We start from the raw sequence: 16,792 nt of genomic DNA on the forward strand, positions 1-16,792 counted from the left end.
AAATGAGGAAAAGTTTAGGAGGTTTAACATTTCTTTTTAAAGAAAAAAAGTCCCCGTACCTAAAGGGGTTAAAGGTACGGAGGACTTCTTTTATCGGATATAATATAGTTTTTAGATTAAATACAATCAAGTTTACTGACTTGCTTCATTAGTAGTATTTACTTTATCGGAAATATTAATACCGAAAAATGTCATAAAACTGTCACGGACCGGGTCTGTGACGATTTTTTAATAGGCTCTGTTATCGTTGAATGTTGATTTTAATATTAAAATCGGACTTCCATAAATTTGGAAGTCCGATTATTGCTTATTCGCTTATTCAACTAACGCTTCCCGTTTGTTTAAGTACACCCCTTCACAATTTACTGTAAAACGAAAAACATCGGTTTAGAAGCATTTGGTATCCATATATTAAAAAAGAAAAGGAAAAGTAAGTAAGGAATACGTGTTTACTTTTAAAATTTACTAACTTGTATACCTTGAATTTTTGGAAGATATAGCTGAGCGGATATGAAAGAAGTATATTGGCAATTAAATTAAGGGCAACATATTGCTTGAATTTCCCAAAGGTTAAATGAAAAATCCAGAGTGTTCCAGCAAAGAATGAACCAAATACAAAACTTAAATCATTTAGTATTTTTGTTGTCTTATTACCCTTAATAACCCAAAATTTATATGGTATTGATAAGGCACAGACAATTAAAACAAGTACGGAAGTAAAAATCGAAACAGGTAAATATTTATAAAAAGACTTTCTGGGTAAAAAGATAAGTGAAATCCAAGATATTAATACCGTAGCTAATCGAATTAATGTAGGAGTCATACTACTCTCAGTTCCTTTCTTATATACTATTTGGCGACCAATTAATTTAAAGATAAAATACTTTTTTGAATAATAAAGAGTGAAGTAATACGATAATATTATTGGCTAATACATCTATTGTTATGAAGTTTAGCGTTCTTTTTTAGCATTACTTTTGTTACGTGAATAAGTAAAAAATCTGCTGAGGCAACTTCCGATATTAAACTCTTTCACCCGTTAGTGAAAGTGGAATCCATCACAAATTATTTATATTTTTCTTTAAACTCATCTTTAAAAAACCAACGATAAAACAGCCTTGATGAAAAATATGTTAAACTAATCGTTATAAAGGTCCAATACCACTTCCACTTTACATATTTAATTAGGTTAGTATACCTTTCTAAAATAAATTCTAAAATAGTTATAGCCCCTGAATTAAAGATGTAATAAAAAATTTTTATAAATTTATTCTTATTTTCAGGATAATTAGTGTTAAAGATTGCACATAAAGACGGATAAATAAAATATTCAAATGAAAAACTGGATTTATTTGCCTTTTTAAAAAATCTAACAGGATATTTAATTAGTCCTTTTTCAACTACTAATAAGCCAAATAACCAAGTCACAACCTGTTTATATAAAAATGCTAGGACACCTTGTCTAACCTTATCTTTTGGTATAAATTTAAACAATAGCCCAGCTGTAACGACCCATATCAACCTTAAAATAATATAATCTCTAAATACACTACTTGATTTAAGCATAATCAAAGCCCTCTACTTGTGCATTTATTACACTCTTCCGAAAATCCAACCCCTTCTGTTCTTCTAAAATTTTATTTCCATATTCTAAAAATAACAAAACTTCTTTCTCTGACAAATGATTGATATCAAATGGGAATTTTTTCATTGTTTTAGCTTTCTCCATCAATTGTTCAAGTATAATTCTTCCTTTATCTGTCATGGAAACAACTTTGAAACCTAACTCATTTCTTTTGGTTTTCACATAAATAAATTTCTTTTCTTGGAGTCTATTTAGTAATCTGGTTACTGTCGAATTATGCCAACAACCTAACTCACCAATTTTAGTTGGGGTTAGTTCATTATTATTAGTTGATAGGAGAAATAAGATATGTTGTTGAGCAGGAGTAATATTAAATTCTCTTCCTAATTCATTCCATTTATTTTCTATATCAAAATACAAAGCTCTTGTCATTAAAATCAATTGTTGTCTTTGTAATAAATTCAAAAATATCCCCCTCACTTGTATGTGCAATTGCATGTACAAGTGTTATTATTTTCTGTAAGTATTATCTTATTCATAAAAAAATTACTTTTACTTAACCTCCCCGTTAGTGATATAGCAGAAAAATCAGACAATTCACCTAATATAACCTTAACTTACTTTTCCAATAAAAAGGGTTATAAAAGATAGCTTTATTCTTATTTTGGGATTAAGCGTGCGTCAGTTGAATAAGAAACAAAACTTATATCTCGATATGCGATGTTCTAAGTGTATCATACGTTTCCATATTTGGTATTAAATCCCTTTTAATTATCGAATCTTTTATATTAACGTCATTTCTTTGGTGATGAATGGCTTCCAGTACTTGAAACCAGGTAAGGTAATTATTCAGATACTTTGTTGCAACACCCTTAAATCGTTGTATCCATCCTTTTAGTCTACTGTGATAGCTATTGACGTTTTGAATATGATAAATGCCCTTAGTACGGATTTTTCCATCTGATTTGAATTGATAAATAACCATCCCCTTATCAGCAGCATAGGTTTTAAAGGCACGCCAAGAATCGGTGCATAAGACGTTTTTATTGGAGAGTTTATGTCCGATTGCTTCTTCTAATTGTTCTTTTGTTAATCGTCCCATTCCTAATGCCTGGGAAAACGTCATTTTATCCCGGTCTCTAGCCACTAACACGCACTCTTGTTCATTACTTATTCCGCGTTTTTTAGCAGCTCCTCCTCGTTTACGAGGTTTTCTGTCTTTGATATTTCTAGACCCTTTTTCGGAGTACAGAAAATAGGTCTCGTCCATTTCTTACCACCGTTATAGAACGAGAGTTCGGGTAATTGCAAATATCAACATTAAACGCTAACACAGCGTTTTAATTAAAAAAATGCAGCTGGAGAGTTTTATCTTTAGCTGCATTTTGTTTATATCTTTAATTTAATTAGATTAACCTCAACTCGTCCAATTCCGTTTAAATCAAATTATGCCCGTCTGAGTACTTAATCTAGTATTCCCGGATGGAGCGAAGGAGGATTTCGTCGGCATTGATATTCTCCATATGCTTTATTTCTACGCTCGATTTTAGGTTACCTAATGCATCGTGAATGTTTTCTAAACTTTCTTCATGAATGACGAGCTGCTCCATTATATCTACTAAATCCTTCCTTTTCATCATTTCCTGCTCTATTTTTGCCAAACGGTGAAGGATTACTTTTATTAATTCTTTTTCGTCCAATGTTAGGTCTCCTTTCAAATTATTTTTATTGTGCTGCAATCGATTCGAGTCTGTTCAAAAAGCTCAAATACCAACCTTTTTATATGAAGCTATGCTTTAATACATTTTTTCAAACAAAGTTGATTGAAGCGAAAGGCAGGAGCTGTCTCTTCCTCTACAAGCAAAGCTTCGAAGTGAATCCGTCGAGACAAATCAATGTATATTCAACGAAGTAACGCTCTTTCCTGCGGGAAAAGCAACAACGCTCTTCCATGCGACGAGTAATCGCAGGAGCAGCTGAAGACACCGCAGGGACGAGCGTTTACTTCACGAGTAAGCTACGAGTTGTCTCGACGGATGCAGCTCCGAAGCGAAACTAGTAGAGGAAGAGACACAGTTTTTTCCCGAGGAGGCTGAAGCGTTGCCCGCGGAAAGCGAGTGCCTGAAGCGTAAATCAACTTCCAAATTTAGCACAGTTAAAATAGTTTTCATTTATCGTGGTGTTTTAAAACAGACTCTTTTAAAAAGGAAGATCAGAAGCATCATTGGCTTCGGCTGGTTTACCTGATAGGTTAGTAGTAGAAGCATTACTAGTCCCGCTGGAAACAGTAGGGGCGGCAACTCCGGAATTAGAAGCAACACCCGAACCATTTACGTGGCTTTGATTGGAAACAGCACCATTACCGTTACTAGCACCCTGATTGGAAACAGTCCCATTTCCATTAGATACAAAACCACTTCCGTTTGCTGCCCCTTGATTAACAACTCTACCATTTCCATTTACAGCTCCTTGGTTGGAATAAGGGCCGTTCATTACGCGAGGTTCTTCTCCTGGAATTGGTATCTCATCTGATGGTTGAGCGTTTCGTTTTAGCTGTAGGAAGGTGATATTTTCCGCAATGATTTCTGGAAAACTTAACCGCTTGTTATCTTCAATTTCTTGGGAGCGCATTTGCACTCTCCCTGTTATGCAAACAAGGGACCCCTTCGTGCAATAGTCACTGGACATTTCCGCCGTCTTTCTCCAGGCAACACATGAAATAAAGTCTGTGTCATAATTCCCTTCCTGGTTTTTAAAGGAACGGCGGACGGCTAAGGTAATTCTTGTGAAGGCTCTTCCGTCTTTCGTGTTGGAAATAATCGGGTCTTTCACAATTCTTCCTATTAACATTATTTGGTTTAACATGTCATTCACTCCTAGTTTTCTTTTAATCTTTGATTTGATTTTTGGATTTGTTTTAATTTCCATTCTCGTTCTATATATCTTGAATAATGCTGGTGAAGGGGGACGGGAAAGAGCTGACGAATTCTATCTTTGGAAAAAGCCTTCGGTGGGGATCGTGGTGTAAAATCAGCTGTTAAAAACCTATTCCAGTCGCTTGGATTAGCTTGAAAGTAAAATAGATTTTCTGTTGGCAGTGATAGATTTTTTTCCAGGGAAAGGGAAGGGTATTCTTCCATTGCCGTTCCTGTGAAGATGCTGTTCTGATCTGCGATTAGGTCAGGAGTCACATATTGACTGCAGCTGCTATGCCGGTATTTCGACGGGTCCTCACAAATATTTGCTTCCCTCGGGTTGTTATGAATATAGGCGCTGACAGTCATTAAACCATAATCCGATGGAACTGGGTGAGAGGAGTACCGGTTCTGGAAGAGGGGACCCGTTAACTTGTACTTCTGGTTGAACCAAATGGCGTATGGCGTATTGATGGCATGCATTAATTTTGCTAATGGCTGCTCCTTTGTCTGTATTAATAGATGGTAGTGGTTGGTCATGAGGCAGTAGGCATGGAGCGCATAAGGAGAGTACAGGAATGCATCGTCTAAGATAGAATAGAATTTGTTGTAATCTTCCTCGCAGAGAAAAATAGGCGTTTTACGGATTCCACGGTTAATAACGTGATAAATAGCTCCAGGGTACCATTGTCTTTTACGAACTGGCATCGTTATTTCCTCCTTCGATCATTGCTCTGTTTAGTATTGTGATTAATAAATGGATGAATGGATTGTTCCCTTTGAAAAATAAGTAGTGTCACGGTTAAGTTAAGTTGTGTAAGACGAGAGCCAACCCCACCTAGATCTAATTTCCTTCACCTCCTCTCTGTTTTTTATTACGCTGCAGGTTATAGCAGGGCAGATGTTAATAAATACTGTTTTCAAAACTGGGTTGCTTTTTTTAACAAGCTTGGAGGAGCGGAAGGCGACATTACGCCGTTGCCCACAGGACGTGGGCTGCTTTTAGGCGTAATTGGTCCCCCTGCAGCGTATCCAAGCCACATATATTCATCTAAAACACAACTAGAACATCTATATTTAAAATCTGTGAAAAAAGAAAAAAGTGTGAGGACAGCTGCAAATCCTCGAAAAAAGACCTCATCGAGTAATTGCAGCTGTCCTGCACACTTCGAAATTGGATACTTATTGCAAGGGATTGTAGCCCTTACTGATTATGTATCAAATAAAGATTTATTCTGACCTCTATAGTGGTTAGAGGTGCAATAAGTATATCCGTATCACAGTTGAATGAGGAAACTCCAACAGTGAATCGGTCTTTGGGGAATATTTAATTGTGGTAAAATTTCCATTTATTTAAACCTAGTTTGGGTTCTTCTCAATGTGTGTAAGGCAGGAAGAACGATTTGAAGAGTAATTTGAAGAAAGCTCGATATAGGGCTTCTAGTGAGTGGGAGTTATGACCTATAGCTTTACGAGGAGTAAAATGGCAGAATGTCGAACTATAGGAAATATATGTATCTTATAGGAGCTTATGTCTAATATTATTGTAAGCGTTTTAAAAAGACAATACTATTTTCGTACTTTGACACAAAATGTACACATTTCCAACCAAAAAAATGACAAGGACCGGGTCCCGCACGATTTTGTGAACAATGTTGACAAGGGGTGGTAGTTGCTTCGCTCTTCGCTCGCCCACTGCGACGGCTCCGCAAATACTTAGAGGAGGATCAAAAGGCTAAAAACACGCCTTTTGATCCTCCTCTTATCCAATATTCCACATATATTGTTCGCCTTCGTCGTGGCTGTTTTCCATGTAGTTGTAATGCCAGATCATGTACGTTAAAATGGTCCAAATTTTACGGCTGGCATCGAACTTGCCTTGGCGATGGTCTTCCAGCAGTTGTAGGCATTCTTTTTTATTAAAGAGATGATCTGTTTGGCTGTTGGTGATCCAGCTCCTTGCCCAGTCGTACATCTCATCCTTCAGCCAAATTCGAATGGGTACTGGGAAACCTAATTTTTTCCGGTGTAATACATGGGCTGGTACTACATCCCCTAATGCTTCCCGTAACCATACCTTTGTTTGGTGACCGTGCACCTTTCCGTGCAATGGAATGCGCGATGCCACATCAAACACATCTCGATCTAAAAATGGCACCCGTAATTCTAGGGAATGGGCCATGGTCATTTTATCTGCCTTCACTAAAATATCGCCTCGGAGCCATGTGTGCATATCCACATATTGCATTCTCGTCACATCATCGTATGCCTTTGAGTCCTCATATAAATGTTTAACGATGTCATTGGTCTTCCAGTTTGGTGATCCTGGAATAAGAATTTTATCCTTTTCATCATCTGTAAAGATTTTCGCATTTCCTACAAAACGCTCTTCTAACGGTGTACAACCGCGAATGAGGAAGCTTCGGCCTTTCATTCCCATTGGCAAGCGCTGTGCTAAATTTTTTACAATTGGCTTCAATGGGCTTGGGATTCCTTTGAATACACCTAACGATTGCGGTTCGCGATAGATGTTATAACCTCCGAATAGCTCGTCAGCACCTTCACCGGATAGGACAACCTTTACGTGCTTGCTAGCTTCTTGGGCCACGAAATAGAGTGGAATAGCCGCTGGGTCCGCAACTGGCTCATCCATATGCCAGATGATTTTCGGAAACTCATTCATGACGTCTTCAACGGAAATTTTTACCCGGCGATGGTTAACATCGAGGGCTTCCGCTGTTTCTTCTGCCACATCCCCTTCACTGTATCCTTCCCGGTCAAACTCCGCCGTGAACGTATTTAAGTCAGGGTGATATTGTCTCGCAATGGCAACGATGGCGGAGGAGTCGATTCCTCCTGATAGGAAGGCCCCTACTGGTACATCAGACCGCATATGTCGTTTGACGGAATCGATTAAGGTTTCCCGGATTTCCGTTTGTACATTATTTTTTTCCGCTAGGAGTGCTTTTCGTTTGAAAGGGGCTAACAAGAAGTTAACAGCTTTCTTGGAAAACTCCTCTTTCGGTAAAAACTCTGGCTTCCAGTAGCAACGGAGATGGAGGCTTTCACCGGGACGCCATGACAGGGAGTGTCCAGGTGCAACCTTATCTATTTTCGATGTTGCCGTATGGGGCTCAGGAATATATTGAAACGTTAAATAATGAAAGGCTGCTTCTCCGTCAATATAAGCAGGTTCATTAATAAAGAATAATGATTTTTTCTCCGATGCAAAAACAACGGTTCCGTCTCTTAATGTGCGATAAAATAAAGGCTTGATTCCGAATGGATCCCTTGCTCCAAAGAGCCGCTCTTTATTTTTGTCCCAAATCAAGAAGGAAAACATTCCTTTAAACTTGTTTAAGCATTCTTCACCGTAATAATGGTAGGAAGCTAAAATAACCTCTGTATCCGAATGGGTTTCGAAGGTCGCTCCCATATCCATAAGTTCTTCTCGGAGCTCAGGTGCGTTATAAATTTCTCCGTTAAAAATGATGGTATAGCGGGCATTTAAATAACTCATTGGTTGATGGCCGCCCTCTAAGTCCACAATACTTAAACGTTGAAATCCGAGGCGCACGTATTTGTCCTCGAACACACCGGAATCATCGGGTCCGCGGTGTGTGATCACATCCATCATTTGCTTCATGGGCTGCTCGTATAGTGCCTGTTCATTTGCGGATACGATTCCGATAAATCCACACATTTTCTTTTGCTCCTTTCAAACATGTTCCCTTAGCTGGTACCTATAAAGTAAGTAATCTGCTATTTTTTAAAATTATTACACAAAGTAGATATATTATAGTCTTTTTTTTCTAAAAAAAATAGATGGTTTTGAATTAATTTTTTTGGTCAATGAAGACGTATTATTTATTATTTGAAAAAAATAGTTTGATTAAACCCTTGCTTTAGAAAATGGTTATTTGTTACCACTTTTTTGCTTCATTCAATACGTTAGACGCTGCGATAATTCATAAGGTTTCAACTATGTTACAAATTTATTAAAATTAGTTTAGAAGCTGAAGCCTTACCCGCGAAAAGCGAGCAGGTGGATGGCATATCAACACCTCTTATCAAGGATTCAGGTTAGAAGTTATTATACCAATATGTTAAGCGCTTGCAAAAATTCGACTTTATTTGTCGAAATAATCAGTATAAAAGCAATTGACGGTTTGGAATATCGTTGTTATAGTGAAATTGTGGTAGCCCCACAGGATTTCTTAATATGAAGGGAATGTGTTAGAAACATGCAAGGAAAAGTAAAATGGTTTAATGCAGAAAAAGGATTTGGATTTATCGAGCGCGAAGGTGGAGACGATGTATTCGTACACTACTCCGCAATTGAGCAAGAAGGTTTTAAAACTCTTGAAGAAGGTCAAGAGGTAGAATTTGAAATCGTAGAAGGTGCTCGAGGACCACAAGCTGCAAACGTAGTAAAGCGTTAATTGACATTCCCGGAATATCTGGAAGTTAGATCAAGGCACAGACTCACTCTAATAGAATAAAGTTTGTGAACAATTGAAACTGCTTACATGGGGAATATAATAAACGTTTATCTTAACGTTGAATAGCATGACAAAGGAGGGGATCTCAAAAGGTGTTTAATTTAACCTTATGAGGCTCCCTCTTTTTTTGCAGTTTGAGTTCACGGACCGGGTCTGTGACGTTTTTGTGAACATTCCATATTTAGGTTAAGCTTGGCTAAATATGGATAAGGTAGTAACGAAGAATATTCAGCTGTACCTAAGGAACAATGAGTGGTGTACTAAAAATCTTTCGACAAAATCTTTTCATTTTTTTCTTGGCCTTTAGGAAGGAATATTAAAAGGGTATGGAGAATATTACTTACATAACCGAAAGGAGGAGTTTGCTTATGAATTTCAATATTCGTGGCGAAAACCTTGATATTACACCAGCATTGAGAGATTACGTGGAGAAAAAAGTAGGGAAACTGGAGAAATACTTTGATGGAACCCCTTCATCAGACGTAAATGTCAAAATGAGTGTTCTGAACAATGATCAGAAGGTTGAAATTACGATTCCAATGACTAAGCTCTTATTAAGGGCCGAAGAAAAGCATATAGACATGTATGCGGCTATCGACTTGGTTGTGGAAAAGTTAGAAAGACAAATTAGAAAGCACAAAACAAAAGTTAATAGAAAATACCGCCAAGAAGATAGTTTAAAATATATGTTTAAGAATGATTTAGAGCCGTTAGCGAAAAATGGTGTTACTGCTGTAGCTCATGAAGAGGACGAAGATTTTGAAATTGTCCGTACAAAGCGGTTTGCCTTAAAGCCGATGGATGCGGAAGAAGCCATTTTACAAATGGATATGCTAGGTCACAACTTCTTCGTATTCTCTAATTCCGTAAGTGGTTCAACAAATGTTGTATATAAAAGAAAAGATGGCCGTTACGGCTTAATTGAACCAGAATAAAAAGTACGTTCTAACCAAAATTAAAACGGACGTTAATAATAATGAAAGAAAAGGAGCCTGCAATGAATGCAGGCTCCTTTTTAGGTTGTCACAGACCGGGTCTGTGAACGAAAGTTCGGGGACCGGTTCTGTGACAGTTTTGTGAATTATTTTTTGGCGATTTTTATTCGGTTTGTTTCTCCTGATTTTACAGGGCCTGGATTTTGGATGACGACGTATTCGTCTTCTTTCAAGTTAGTGAATACGATTGGTGTTATTGCAGAAGTAGCTTCGTTTTTCACTTTGGCTAAATCCACTTGGAGTAGCTTTTGACCTTGTTTTACTTCGTCTCCTTGGCTGACGAATGCTTCAAAGCCTTCTCCTTTCATTTTTACCGTATCAATACCAACGTGAACAAGTACTTCTCTTCCGTCTGGTGTCTCGATACCGAGTGCATGCTTTGTTGGGAACAGGTTCACAATTTTTCCGTCTACAGGTGAAACGACCGTTCCATTGGAATCTGTTGGATCAATAGCAAAGCCGTCGCCCATCATTTTTTCCGCAAACATCTTGTCAGGTACTTCTGTAATTGGCATAACCTTACCTGCCATTGGGATAGCTACAACGAAATCCGCTGCAGGAATTGGATCACAAGCTTCAGCACCTTCTCCAGCTTCAGCTTTAGGAGCTGCAGGTGCCTCCGGTGCTTCTTCTGGTACTGGTGTTTTCCCAGCGATAATGTCTTCCATTTGACTCTTAATTGTTTCCGAACGAGGTCCGAAAATAGCCTGGAAGTTTTGATCTACTTGCATAACCCCAGAAGCTCCAAGCTCCTTTAGGCGATTTTTATCTACTTTACCACTATCGGATACGGATACACGTAAACGAGTGATACAAGCATCTAAGTGAGTTAAGTTTTCTTTTCCGCCAAGGGCTTTTAAGATGTTGAAAGGAAGCTCCGTGTTTCCACCGCCACGACGGTTGTTTAAATCTTCATCTGTAGATCCTACATTTTTTTCACGACCTGGTGTCATAAGGTTGAACTTCTTAATCATGTACGTAAATAGGACGTAATAAATCACAGCAAACACTAGACCTACGATGATGACAATCCACCACGGTTCACGGCCAGGGACAACTCCGAATAGGAAGAAGTCGATGGCACCTCCGGAGAAGGTGTAACCCATATTAATATTTAACCAATACAGTATGACGAAGGATATTCCATCTAACACCGCATGGATAAAGAATAATAGCGGTGATAAGAACAAGAAAGAGAATTCGATTGGCTCTGTAATACCAGTTAAGAATGAAGTTAAGGCAGCAGATCCTAATAAACCACCAACAACCTTCTTGTTTTCTGGACGAGCTTGATGATACATGGCAAGTGCCGCAGCTGGAAGACCGAACATCATGATCGGGAATTCCCCAGCCATAAAGTGACCGGCAGTAAGCTCTACACCGTCACGTAACTGCGCGAAGAAAATATTCATATCCCCGCGGACAACATCTCCTGCAAGGGTTGTATACGTTCCGAATTCAAACCAGAACGGTGCATGGAAAATGTGATGAAGTCCGAATGGAATTAATAAACGTTTAATGAAACCGAAGAAGAATACGGCAACAGTCATCGCTTCTTCCATTAAGAATTCTGAGAAATTGTTCATTCCATTTTGAATTGGCGGCCATACAAAGAACATGGCAACCCCAACAAAGAAAGCAGCGAATGCCGTTACAATTGGAACAAATCGCTTCCCTGCAAAGAAACCTAAGAATGCAGGAAGTTCAATTGTATAGTACCTGTTATAAGCCCAGGCAGCGAGGGCACCGATAATAATACCCCCAAATACCCCTGTTTGAAGGGTTGGAATACCAAGGACTAAAGCATAGGCAGGGTCTCCGCCTCCGACGACCATATCAAGGGTTAAGCCACCCATAACACTCATGGTTACATTCATAACAAGGAAACCAACAGCGGCAGCGAGGGCAGCAACCCCTGCTCCATTGGCTAAACCAACGGCAACCCCTAGTGCAAAGATAAGGGCTAGGTTAGCAAAAACAATTCCCCCAGCTTCCTCCATCATGGTGGCTAAGCTGATAAAGAAATCATTCTCTAAAAACGGCATGAGATTAATCATATTTGGATTTCTCATGGCATTACCAAAGGCAAGCAATAAACCAGCAGCTGGCAAAATAGCAACCGGCAGCATTAATGACTTACCGATTCGTTGCAGCTGACCAAAAAGCTTTTTAAACATAAAGTCTTTTCCTCCTTCATTTTTGTATAATTATGATGAAATTAAATGACAACAAAAAAGGCATGAGTGAAAAATGAAAATATCACAAACGTATTTAGGGAATATCATCCCCTAAGACGTTGTGCTATAATCATTTTTTTCACTCATGCCTGCATAATTCAGTAACACGGAAAAAAACGTGTAAAGCGAAAGCTATGAAACTGTTTTGTAAAGCCTTTGCAGATGAAGGGTTAAGTAAACGGCCTCCTCATCCGGGACTGGCTTCTTTAATTTTTGTTGCATGATCTTCATCAATTTCCACGACAAAGTGTAGCATACAGGGTATTCCGATTGCAACACCTTTTTTAAGCTTTCTTGTTCTTCCATATAGTTTTCCGATTGCACCCTGTCAATCGTATGATGGAGGTGACGGACAAGCCTTAAATAGTTCGTATCTTTTTTGTCGATCGTTATGTTTAAATTTTCCTCTATAACATCGATTAACCCACTTACTAGTTGAGTATTTTTATTAATTTCCGCAAGGTTCCTGTTCGAGAGGGCACTATGGATATGAAGAGCAATAAAGCCAATTTCCCCTTCAGGAATGTTGATGTCCAGTTCTGCCTTGAGCCATTCCACCAGCTCTTCCGCCATGGCATATTCCTTCGGGTAGGCCAATTCCGTTTCTTGGCGGAACGGATTTTTTACATCTAAGCCCTGTTTAATTCGTTTTATGGCAAAAAATAAGTGGTCCGTGAGGCCAACATGAATATGCTCATTGAGCTGCATGCCAAAGCGGTTTTCAATTCGCTCAATAAAGTCGTTCATAATGGCAATAAATGATTCATCCACATATTCTAGAAGGTTAATATATTGCTCCTGCTCATGGGCGTCTTTCAGGACAAAGAATTTCTCCGCCTTATCCTTTGCAATCTCATCCCCAGTCTTCTTCCCGAAACCGAGACCTTTCCCAATAAGAACAACTTCATTGTAGTTCGGATGCTCTGCAATGACCACATTGTTGTTCAATATTTTTTTCACATGAATCATGCTTCACACCCCTTTTTGTAAAAAAATGAATAGGGCTGCTTTCGCCCAATTCTTAGTTAGAAAATAGAGATAATAGTGCCACACTCAAGTATAGCTAACAATAGGTCAGTTAATCAATAGGTTTTGTGAAAACAATGTCGAAAATTCTTTTGAGGGTAGACTCACTGAAGCGAAAGTTACCTGATTTTAACGGAGCTGAAAATTGGGGGAAGGTTCCTAGGCGGGAATGTACCCGAAAAAAGATTATGAGGTCGATTTGAGTAACGATAAGAGACTTAATGCTCCCGAAACCAAGTGGGCCGTCACATTTCGGTAACATTTAGAATGGGAATGTTCCCGAAACTAGAGAGTGAGCCCAATTAAGGTAACGATAAACAGCTAAATGTTCTCGAAAACAGGAGTGCGACCACATTTGGGTAACATTTAGAATGCGAATGTTCCCGAAACAAGAGCTAGAGCCCGATTTGGGTAACGATAAACAGCTAAATGTTCTCGAAAACAGGAGAGGGTCCACATTTGGGTAAGATTTCGAATGGAAATGTTCCCGAACCAGAAGCTAGAGCCCGATTTGGGTAACTGAGACCCCTATAAAAAAGGCAGAAGCCGTTATTAAAAAGCGATAAGTTTAAAGCGGCGGCGGCCCAAGTTTTTCCCAAGCTTACTGCAAATTGTTGTAAGGGCCTGTTCAAACTGTTAAAATGTAAGTTAGTCTAAATTGATTTTTTTCACGCAATCGAAAATGTGTTATCAATTAAAAAACCATCCATTCTGAAATAAATGATAAGGGAGCAATGTTCCGATGTTAGGTTTATTGAAAAAGGTTATTGGCGATTCGGATGAAAGGCACATAAAGAAGCTGCAAAAAACAGTGGCTCAAATTGAGGCACTGGCAGATGAAACGAGAAAGCATACGGATGACGGTCTTCGCAAGAAAACGGAAGAGTTTAAGGAGCGTTATCAAAATGGAGAATCTCTTGAAAAGCTTCTTCCGGAGGCGTTCGCCGTTGTTCGAGAAGGTTCTACCCGTGCCCTCGGATTAACACATTACCCGGTTCAGCTTATTGGTGGTATTATTCTTCACCATGGCGATATTCCTGAGATGAAAACAGGGGAAGGTAAAACCCTCGTGGCTACCCTCTCCGTATATTTAAATGCTATCACTGGTAAAGGTGTTCACGTTGTAACGGTGAACGAATACCTTGCTCGTCGTGACGCAGAGGAAATGGGGAAGTTGTACCAATTCCTTGGTTTAACGGTAGGACTTAACGTTTCCGGCATGTCCAAGGATGAAAAAAGGGATGCCTACAACTGTGATGTTACGTATGGGACAAACAATGAGTTCGGGTTCGATTACCTCCGTGACAACATGGTGATTTATAAAGAACAAAAGGTACAACGTGACCTTCACTATGCGATTGTGGACGAGGTTGACTCCATTTTAATTGATGAAGCCCGTACACCGCTTATTATTTCCGGATCCGCGGAAAAATCCACTCAGCTTTATACTGCGGCAAATTCTTTTGTCCGTATGTTAAAAGAGGAGGAGGATTTCACGTACGATGAGAAAACAAAGAATGTTCAGCTCACAGATGAAGGAGTAAGTAAGGCAGAACGCACCTTCAACATTGATAATCTATTTGACTCTGAACATGTACAATTAAACCATCATATCAACCAAGCGTTAAAGGCTTATAAAGTAATGATTCGTGACGAAGACTACGTTGTCCAAGATGGAGAAGTAGTTATCGTTGACCAATTTACAGGCCGTCTTATGGCTGGACGCCGTTACAGCGACGGGCTTCACCAAGCTATTGAGGCGAAGGAAGGCTTAGAAATTAAGCGTGAAAGTATGACAATGGCGTCTATTACATTCCAAAACTACTTCCGTATGTATGAGAAGCTAGCGGGGATGACTGGTACAGCCAAAACAGAGGAAGAGGAATTCCGCAACATTTACAATATGAATGTATATGCTGTTCCTACGAACGAGCCAATAGTTCGTATCGACCAGCCTGACTATATTTATAAGACGATGGATGCGAAGTTCCGTTCCATTGTGGAAAAAATCGGTGAGTTATATGAAAAAGGGCAGCCCGTTCTAGTCGGTACTGTAAACGTAGATACGTCCGAGCTTATTTCCAACATGCTGAAAAAGAAGAAGATTCCACACAATGTTTTAAACGCGAAGAACCATGAGCGTGAAGCGGAAATCATTGAAAATGCTGGTCAGCAAAAATTTGTAACAATCGCTACGAATATGGCCGGTCGTGGAACAGACATTAAACTGGGACCTGGAGTTAAAGAACTGGGCGGTTTATATGTACTTGGTACAGAGCGTCATGAAAGTAGACGTATTGATAACCAGCTCCGAGGACGTTCCGGTCGTCAAGGGGACCCAGGGGAATCGCGATTCTACCTTTCCCTAGAAGACACGTTAATGCGCCGTTTCGGCTCTGACAACATGTCAAAAATGATGGAGCGTCTCGGCATGGATGAGGACCAGCCGATTGAAAGTAAAATGGTTTCCCGTGCAGTGGAGCAGGCGCAAAAACGAGTGGAGGGTAACAACTTCGATGCCCGTAAGCAGTTATTGCAATACGACGACGTTATGCGTGAGCAACGGGACATCATTTATGAGCAACGTAATGAAGTATTAGAATCGGAGAACCTTCGTGATGTTGTGGAAAAAATGATCGAGTCCACGGTCGAACGTCAAGTTTCCTTATACACACCTGCAGATGAGGTACCAGAGGACTGGAACCTTCAAGGTATTGTGGATTATATGAACGCGAATGTTCTTAACGATGAGGAAATTGAGTTGAAGGACATTAACGGTCTTGAGCCAGAGGAAATATCAGAGCTTATTATGGACCGCGTAACAAAAGAGTATGACCGCCGTGAGCAGGAATTCACACCAGAAAGAATGCGTGAATTCGAGAAGGTTATCGTACTACGAACAGTAGATACGAAATGGACGAACCACATTGACCAAATGGAACAATTACGTCAAGGTATCCATTTACGTGCCTACGGTCAAAATGACCCGTTACGTGAATACAAGTTTGAAGGCTTCGAAATGTTCGAGGAAATGGTTGCTTCCATCGAAGAAGACGTCACTCGCTACGTCATGAATGCTCAAATTGAATCTAACCTGGAGCGTAAACAGGTAGCAGAAGGAAAAGCGGTCCACAGAAGCACAACCGAAGCAAACCAAGATAAAAAACGCCGTACACCATACCGCAAGGAAAGCACCGTAGGAAGAAACGACCCATGCCCATGCGGATCCGGCAAAAAATACAAACAGTGCCACGGAAGGTAAAACTTTAAATAAAGGCTTTGTTCGTAAAGTTTGGTGCTTTTTAAAAAAGCTTGGAGAAGCGAAAGGCGGCGACTCCAGCGGGACCTGAGACGCTTCCTTGAGTAGTTTGCGTCGAGTAATCGCAGACGCAGGACGTGGGCTACCTTTAGGCGTAATTGGTCCGCCTGAAGCGTAGCCAAGCTAAATATTTTCTCATAAAAAACAATAATTTTTAGAAAACAGCTTAAATAAAAGAAAGAACGAGAAGGCGCTTATAACAAGCACCTTCTC

The 16,792-nt window shown here is 39.5% G+C and carries 11 protein-coding genes and 1 pseudogene; 3 read left to right on the forward strand and 9 right to left on the reverse strand.

The annotated features are described in order from the left end of the window. Positions 1-1,065 precede the first annotated feature (1,065 nt). The 7 genes and pseudogenes from J2S74_RS09365 to asnB form a co-directional block, all read right to left on the reverse strand. Positions 1,066-1,566, reverse strand: a complete 501-nt coding sequence (locus tag J2S74_RS09365) for a CBO0543 family protein (RefSeq protein WP_307324632.1) — start codon at positions 1,564-1,566, stop codon at positions 1,066-1,068. Next, positions 1,559-2,050 (reverse strand): MarR family transcriptional regulator, encoded by a 492-nt coding sequence (locus J2S74_RS09370; RefSeq protein ID WP_307324636.1) that lies wholly within the window; start codon positions 2,048-2,050, stop codon positions 1,559-1,561. The genes J2S74_RS09365 and J2S74_RS09370 overlap by 8 nt, the downstream gene beginning before the upstream one ends. 238 nt (positions 2,051-2,288) lie before the next feature. Further along, positions 2,289-2,858 (reverse strand): annotated as a pseudogene (locus tag J2S74_RS09375) (IS1595 family transposase); the annotation flags it as partial. A gap of 196 nt (positions 2,859-3,054) precedes the next feature. Beyond that, a complete protein-coding gene (locus tag J2S74_RS09380) occupies positions 3,055-3,285 on the reverse strand; it encodes a hypothetical protein (RefSeq protein ID WP_307324640.1) in 231 nt (76 codons plus the stop codon). Between the two features lie 499 nt (positions 3,286-3,784). Next, entirely contained in the window at positions 3,785-4,450 is a 666-nt protein-coding gene (locus J2S74_RS09385) for a single-stranded DNA-binding protein (RefSeq protein ID WP_307324643.1), read from the reverse strand. 11 nt (positions 4,451-4,461) lie between these two features. Continuing rightward, positions 4,462-5,208 (reverse strand): transposase, encoded by a 747-nt coding sequence (locus J2S74_RS09390; protein ID WP_307324645.1) that lies wholly within the window; start codon positions 5,206-5,208, stop codon positions 4,462-4,464. Between the two features lie 1,054 nt (positions 5,209-6,262). After that, positions 6,263-8,203 (reverse strand): asparagine synthase (glutamine-hydrolyzing), encoded by a 1,941-nt coding sequence (gene asnB / locus J2S74_RS09395; protein ID WP_307324647.1) that lies wholly within the window; start codon positions 8,201-8,203, stop codon positions 6,263-6,265. A gap of 541 nt (positions 8,204-8,744) precedes the next feature. Here asnB and cspD point away from each other — a divergent pair. Further along, positions 8,745-8,942, forward strand: coding sequence for a cold-shock protein CspD (cspD, locus tag J2S74_RS09400; RefSeq protein ID WP_307324650.1), 198 nt, complete (start codon positions 8,745-8,747; stop codon positions 8,940-8,942). Between the two features lie 428 nt (positions 8,943-9,370). Next, positions 9,371-9,937 (forward strand): ribosome hibernation-promoting factor, HPF/YfiA family, encoded by a 567-nt coding sequence (hpf, locus tag J2S74_RS09405; RefSeq protein WP_307324653.1) that lies wholly within the window; start codon positions 9,371-9,373, stop codon positions 9,935-9,937. Positions 9,938-10,083: 146 nt separating this feature from the next. Here hpf and ptsG read toward each other — a convergent pair whose 3' ends face one another. Continuing rightward, positions 10,084-12,174: a glucose-specific PTS transporter subunit IIBC gene (gene ptsG / locus J2S74_RS09410; RefSeq protein WP_307324654.1), complete on the reverse strand. Its 2,091-nt coding sequence runs from the start codon at positions 12,172-12,174 to the stop codon at positions 10,084-10,086. Between the two features lie 192 nt (positions 12,175-12,366). Next, positions 12,367-13,203: a glucose PTS transporter transcription antiterminator GlcT gene (gene glcT, locus J2S74_RS09415; RefSeq protein WP_307324657.1), complete on the reverse strand. Its 837-nt coding sequence runs from the start codon at positions 13,201-13,203 to the stop codon at positions 12,367-12,369. Between the two features lie 799 nt (positions 13,204-14,002). Here glcT and secA point away from each other — a divergent pair. After that, positions 14,003-16,522, forward strand: a complete 2,520-nt coding sequence (gene secA / locus J2S74_RS09420; RefSeq protein ID WP_307324660.1) for a preprotein translocase subunit SecA — start codon at positions 14,003-14,005, stop codon at positions 16,520-16,522. Positions 16,523-16,792 lie beyond the last annotated feature (270 nt).

The organism is Evansella vedderi, assembly GCF_030813435.1.
GTDB classification, from domain to species: Bacteria; Bacillota; Bacilli; order Bacillales; family Salisediminibacteriaceae; genus Evansella; species Evansella vedderi.

Excerpts from the sequence above, each read along its gene's own strand:
- ptsG (WP_307324654.1), bottom strand. The coding sequence starts at position 12,174 with ATGTTTAAAAAGCTTTTTGGTCAGCTGCAACGAATCGGTAAGTCATTA.
- J2S74_RS09390 (WP_307324645.1), bottom strand. The coding sequence starts at position 5,208 with ATGCCAGTTCGTAAAAGACAATGGTACCCTGGAGCTATTTATCACGTT.
- asnB (WP_307324647.1), bottom strand. The coding sequence starts at position 8,203 with ATGTGTGGATTTATCGGAATCGTATCCGCAAATGAACAGGCACTATAC.
- glcT (WP_307324657.1), bottom strand. The coding sequence starts at position 13,203 with ATGATTCATGTGAAAAAAATATTGAACAACAATGTGGTCATTGCAGAG.
- cspD (WP_307324650.1), top strand. The coding sequence starts at position 8,745 with ATGCAAGGAAAAGTAAAATGGTTTAATGCAGAAAAAGGATTTGGATTT.
- secA (WP_307324660.1), top strand. The coding sequence starts at position 14,003 with ATGTTAGGTTTATTGAAAAAGGTTATTGGCGATTCGGATGAAAGGCAC.
- J2S74_RS09385 (WP_307324643.1), bottom strand. The coding sequence starts at position 4,450 with ATGTTAAACCAAATAATGTTAATAGGAAGAATTGTGAAAGACCCGATT.
- hpf (WP_307324653.1), top strand. The coding sequence starts at position 9,371 with ATGAATTTCAATATTCGTGGCGAAAACCTTGATATTACACCAGCATTG.
- J2S74_RS09365 (WP_307324632.1), bottom strand. The coding sequence starts at position 1,566 with ATGCTTAAATCAAGTAGTGTATTTAGAGATTATATTATTTTAAGGTTG.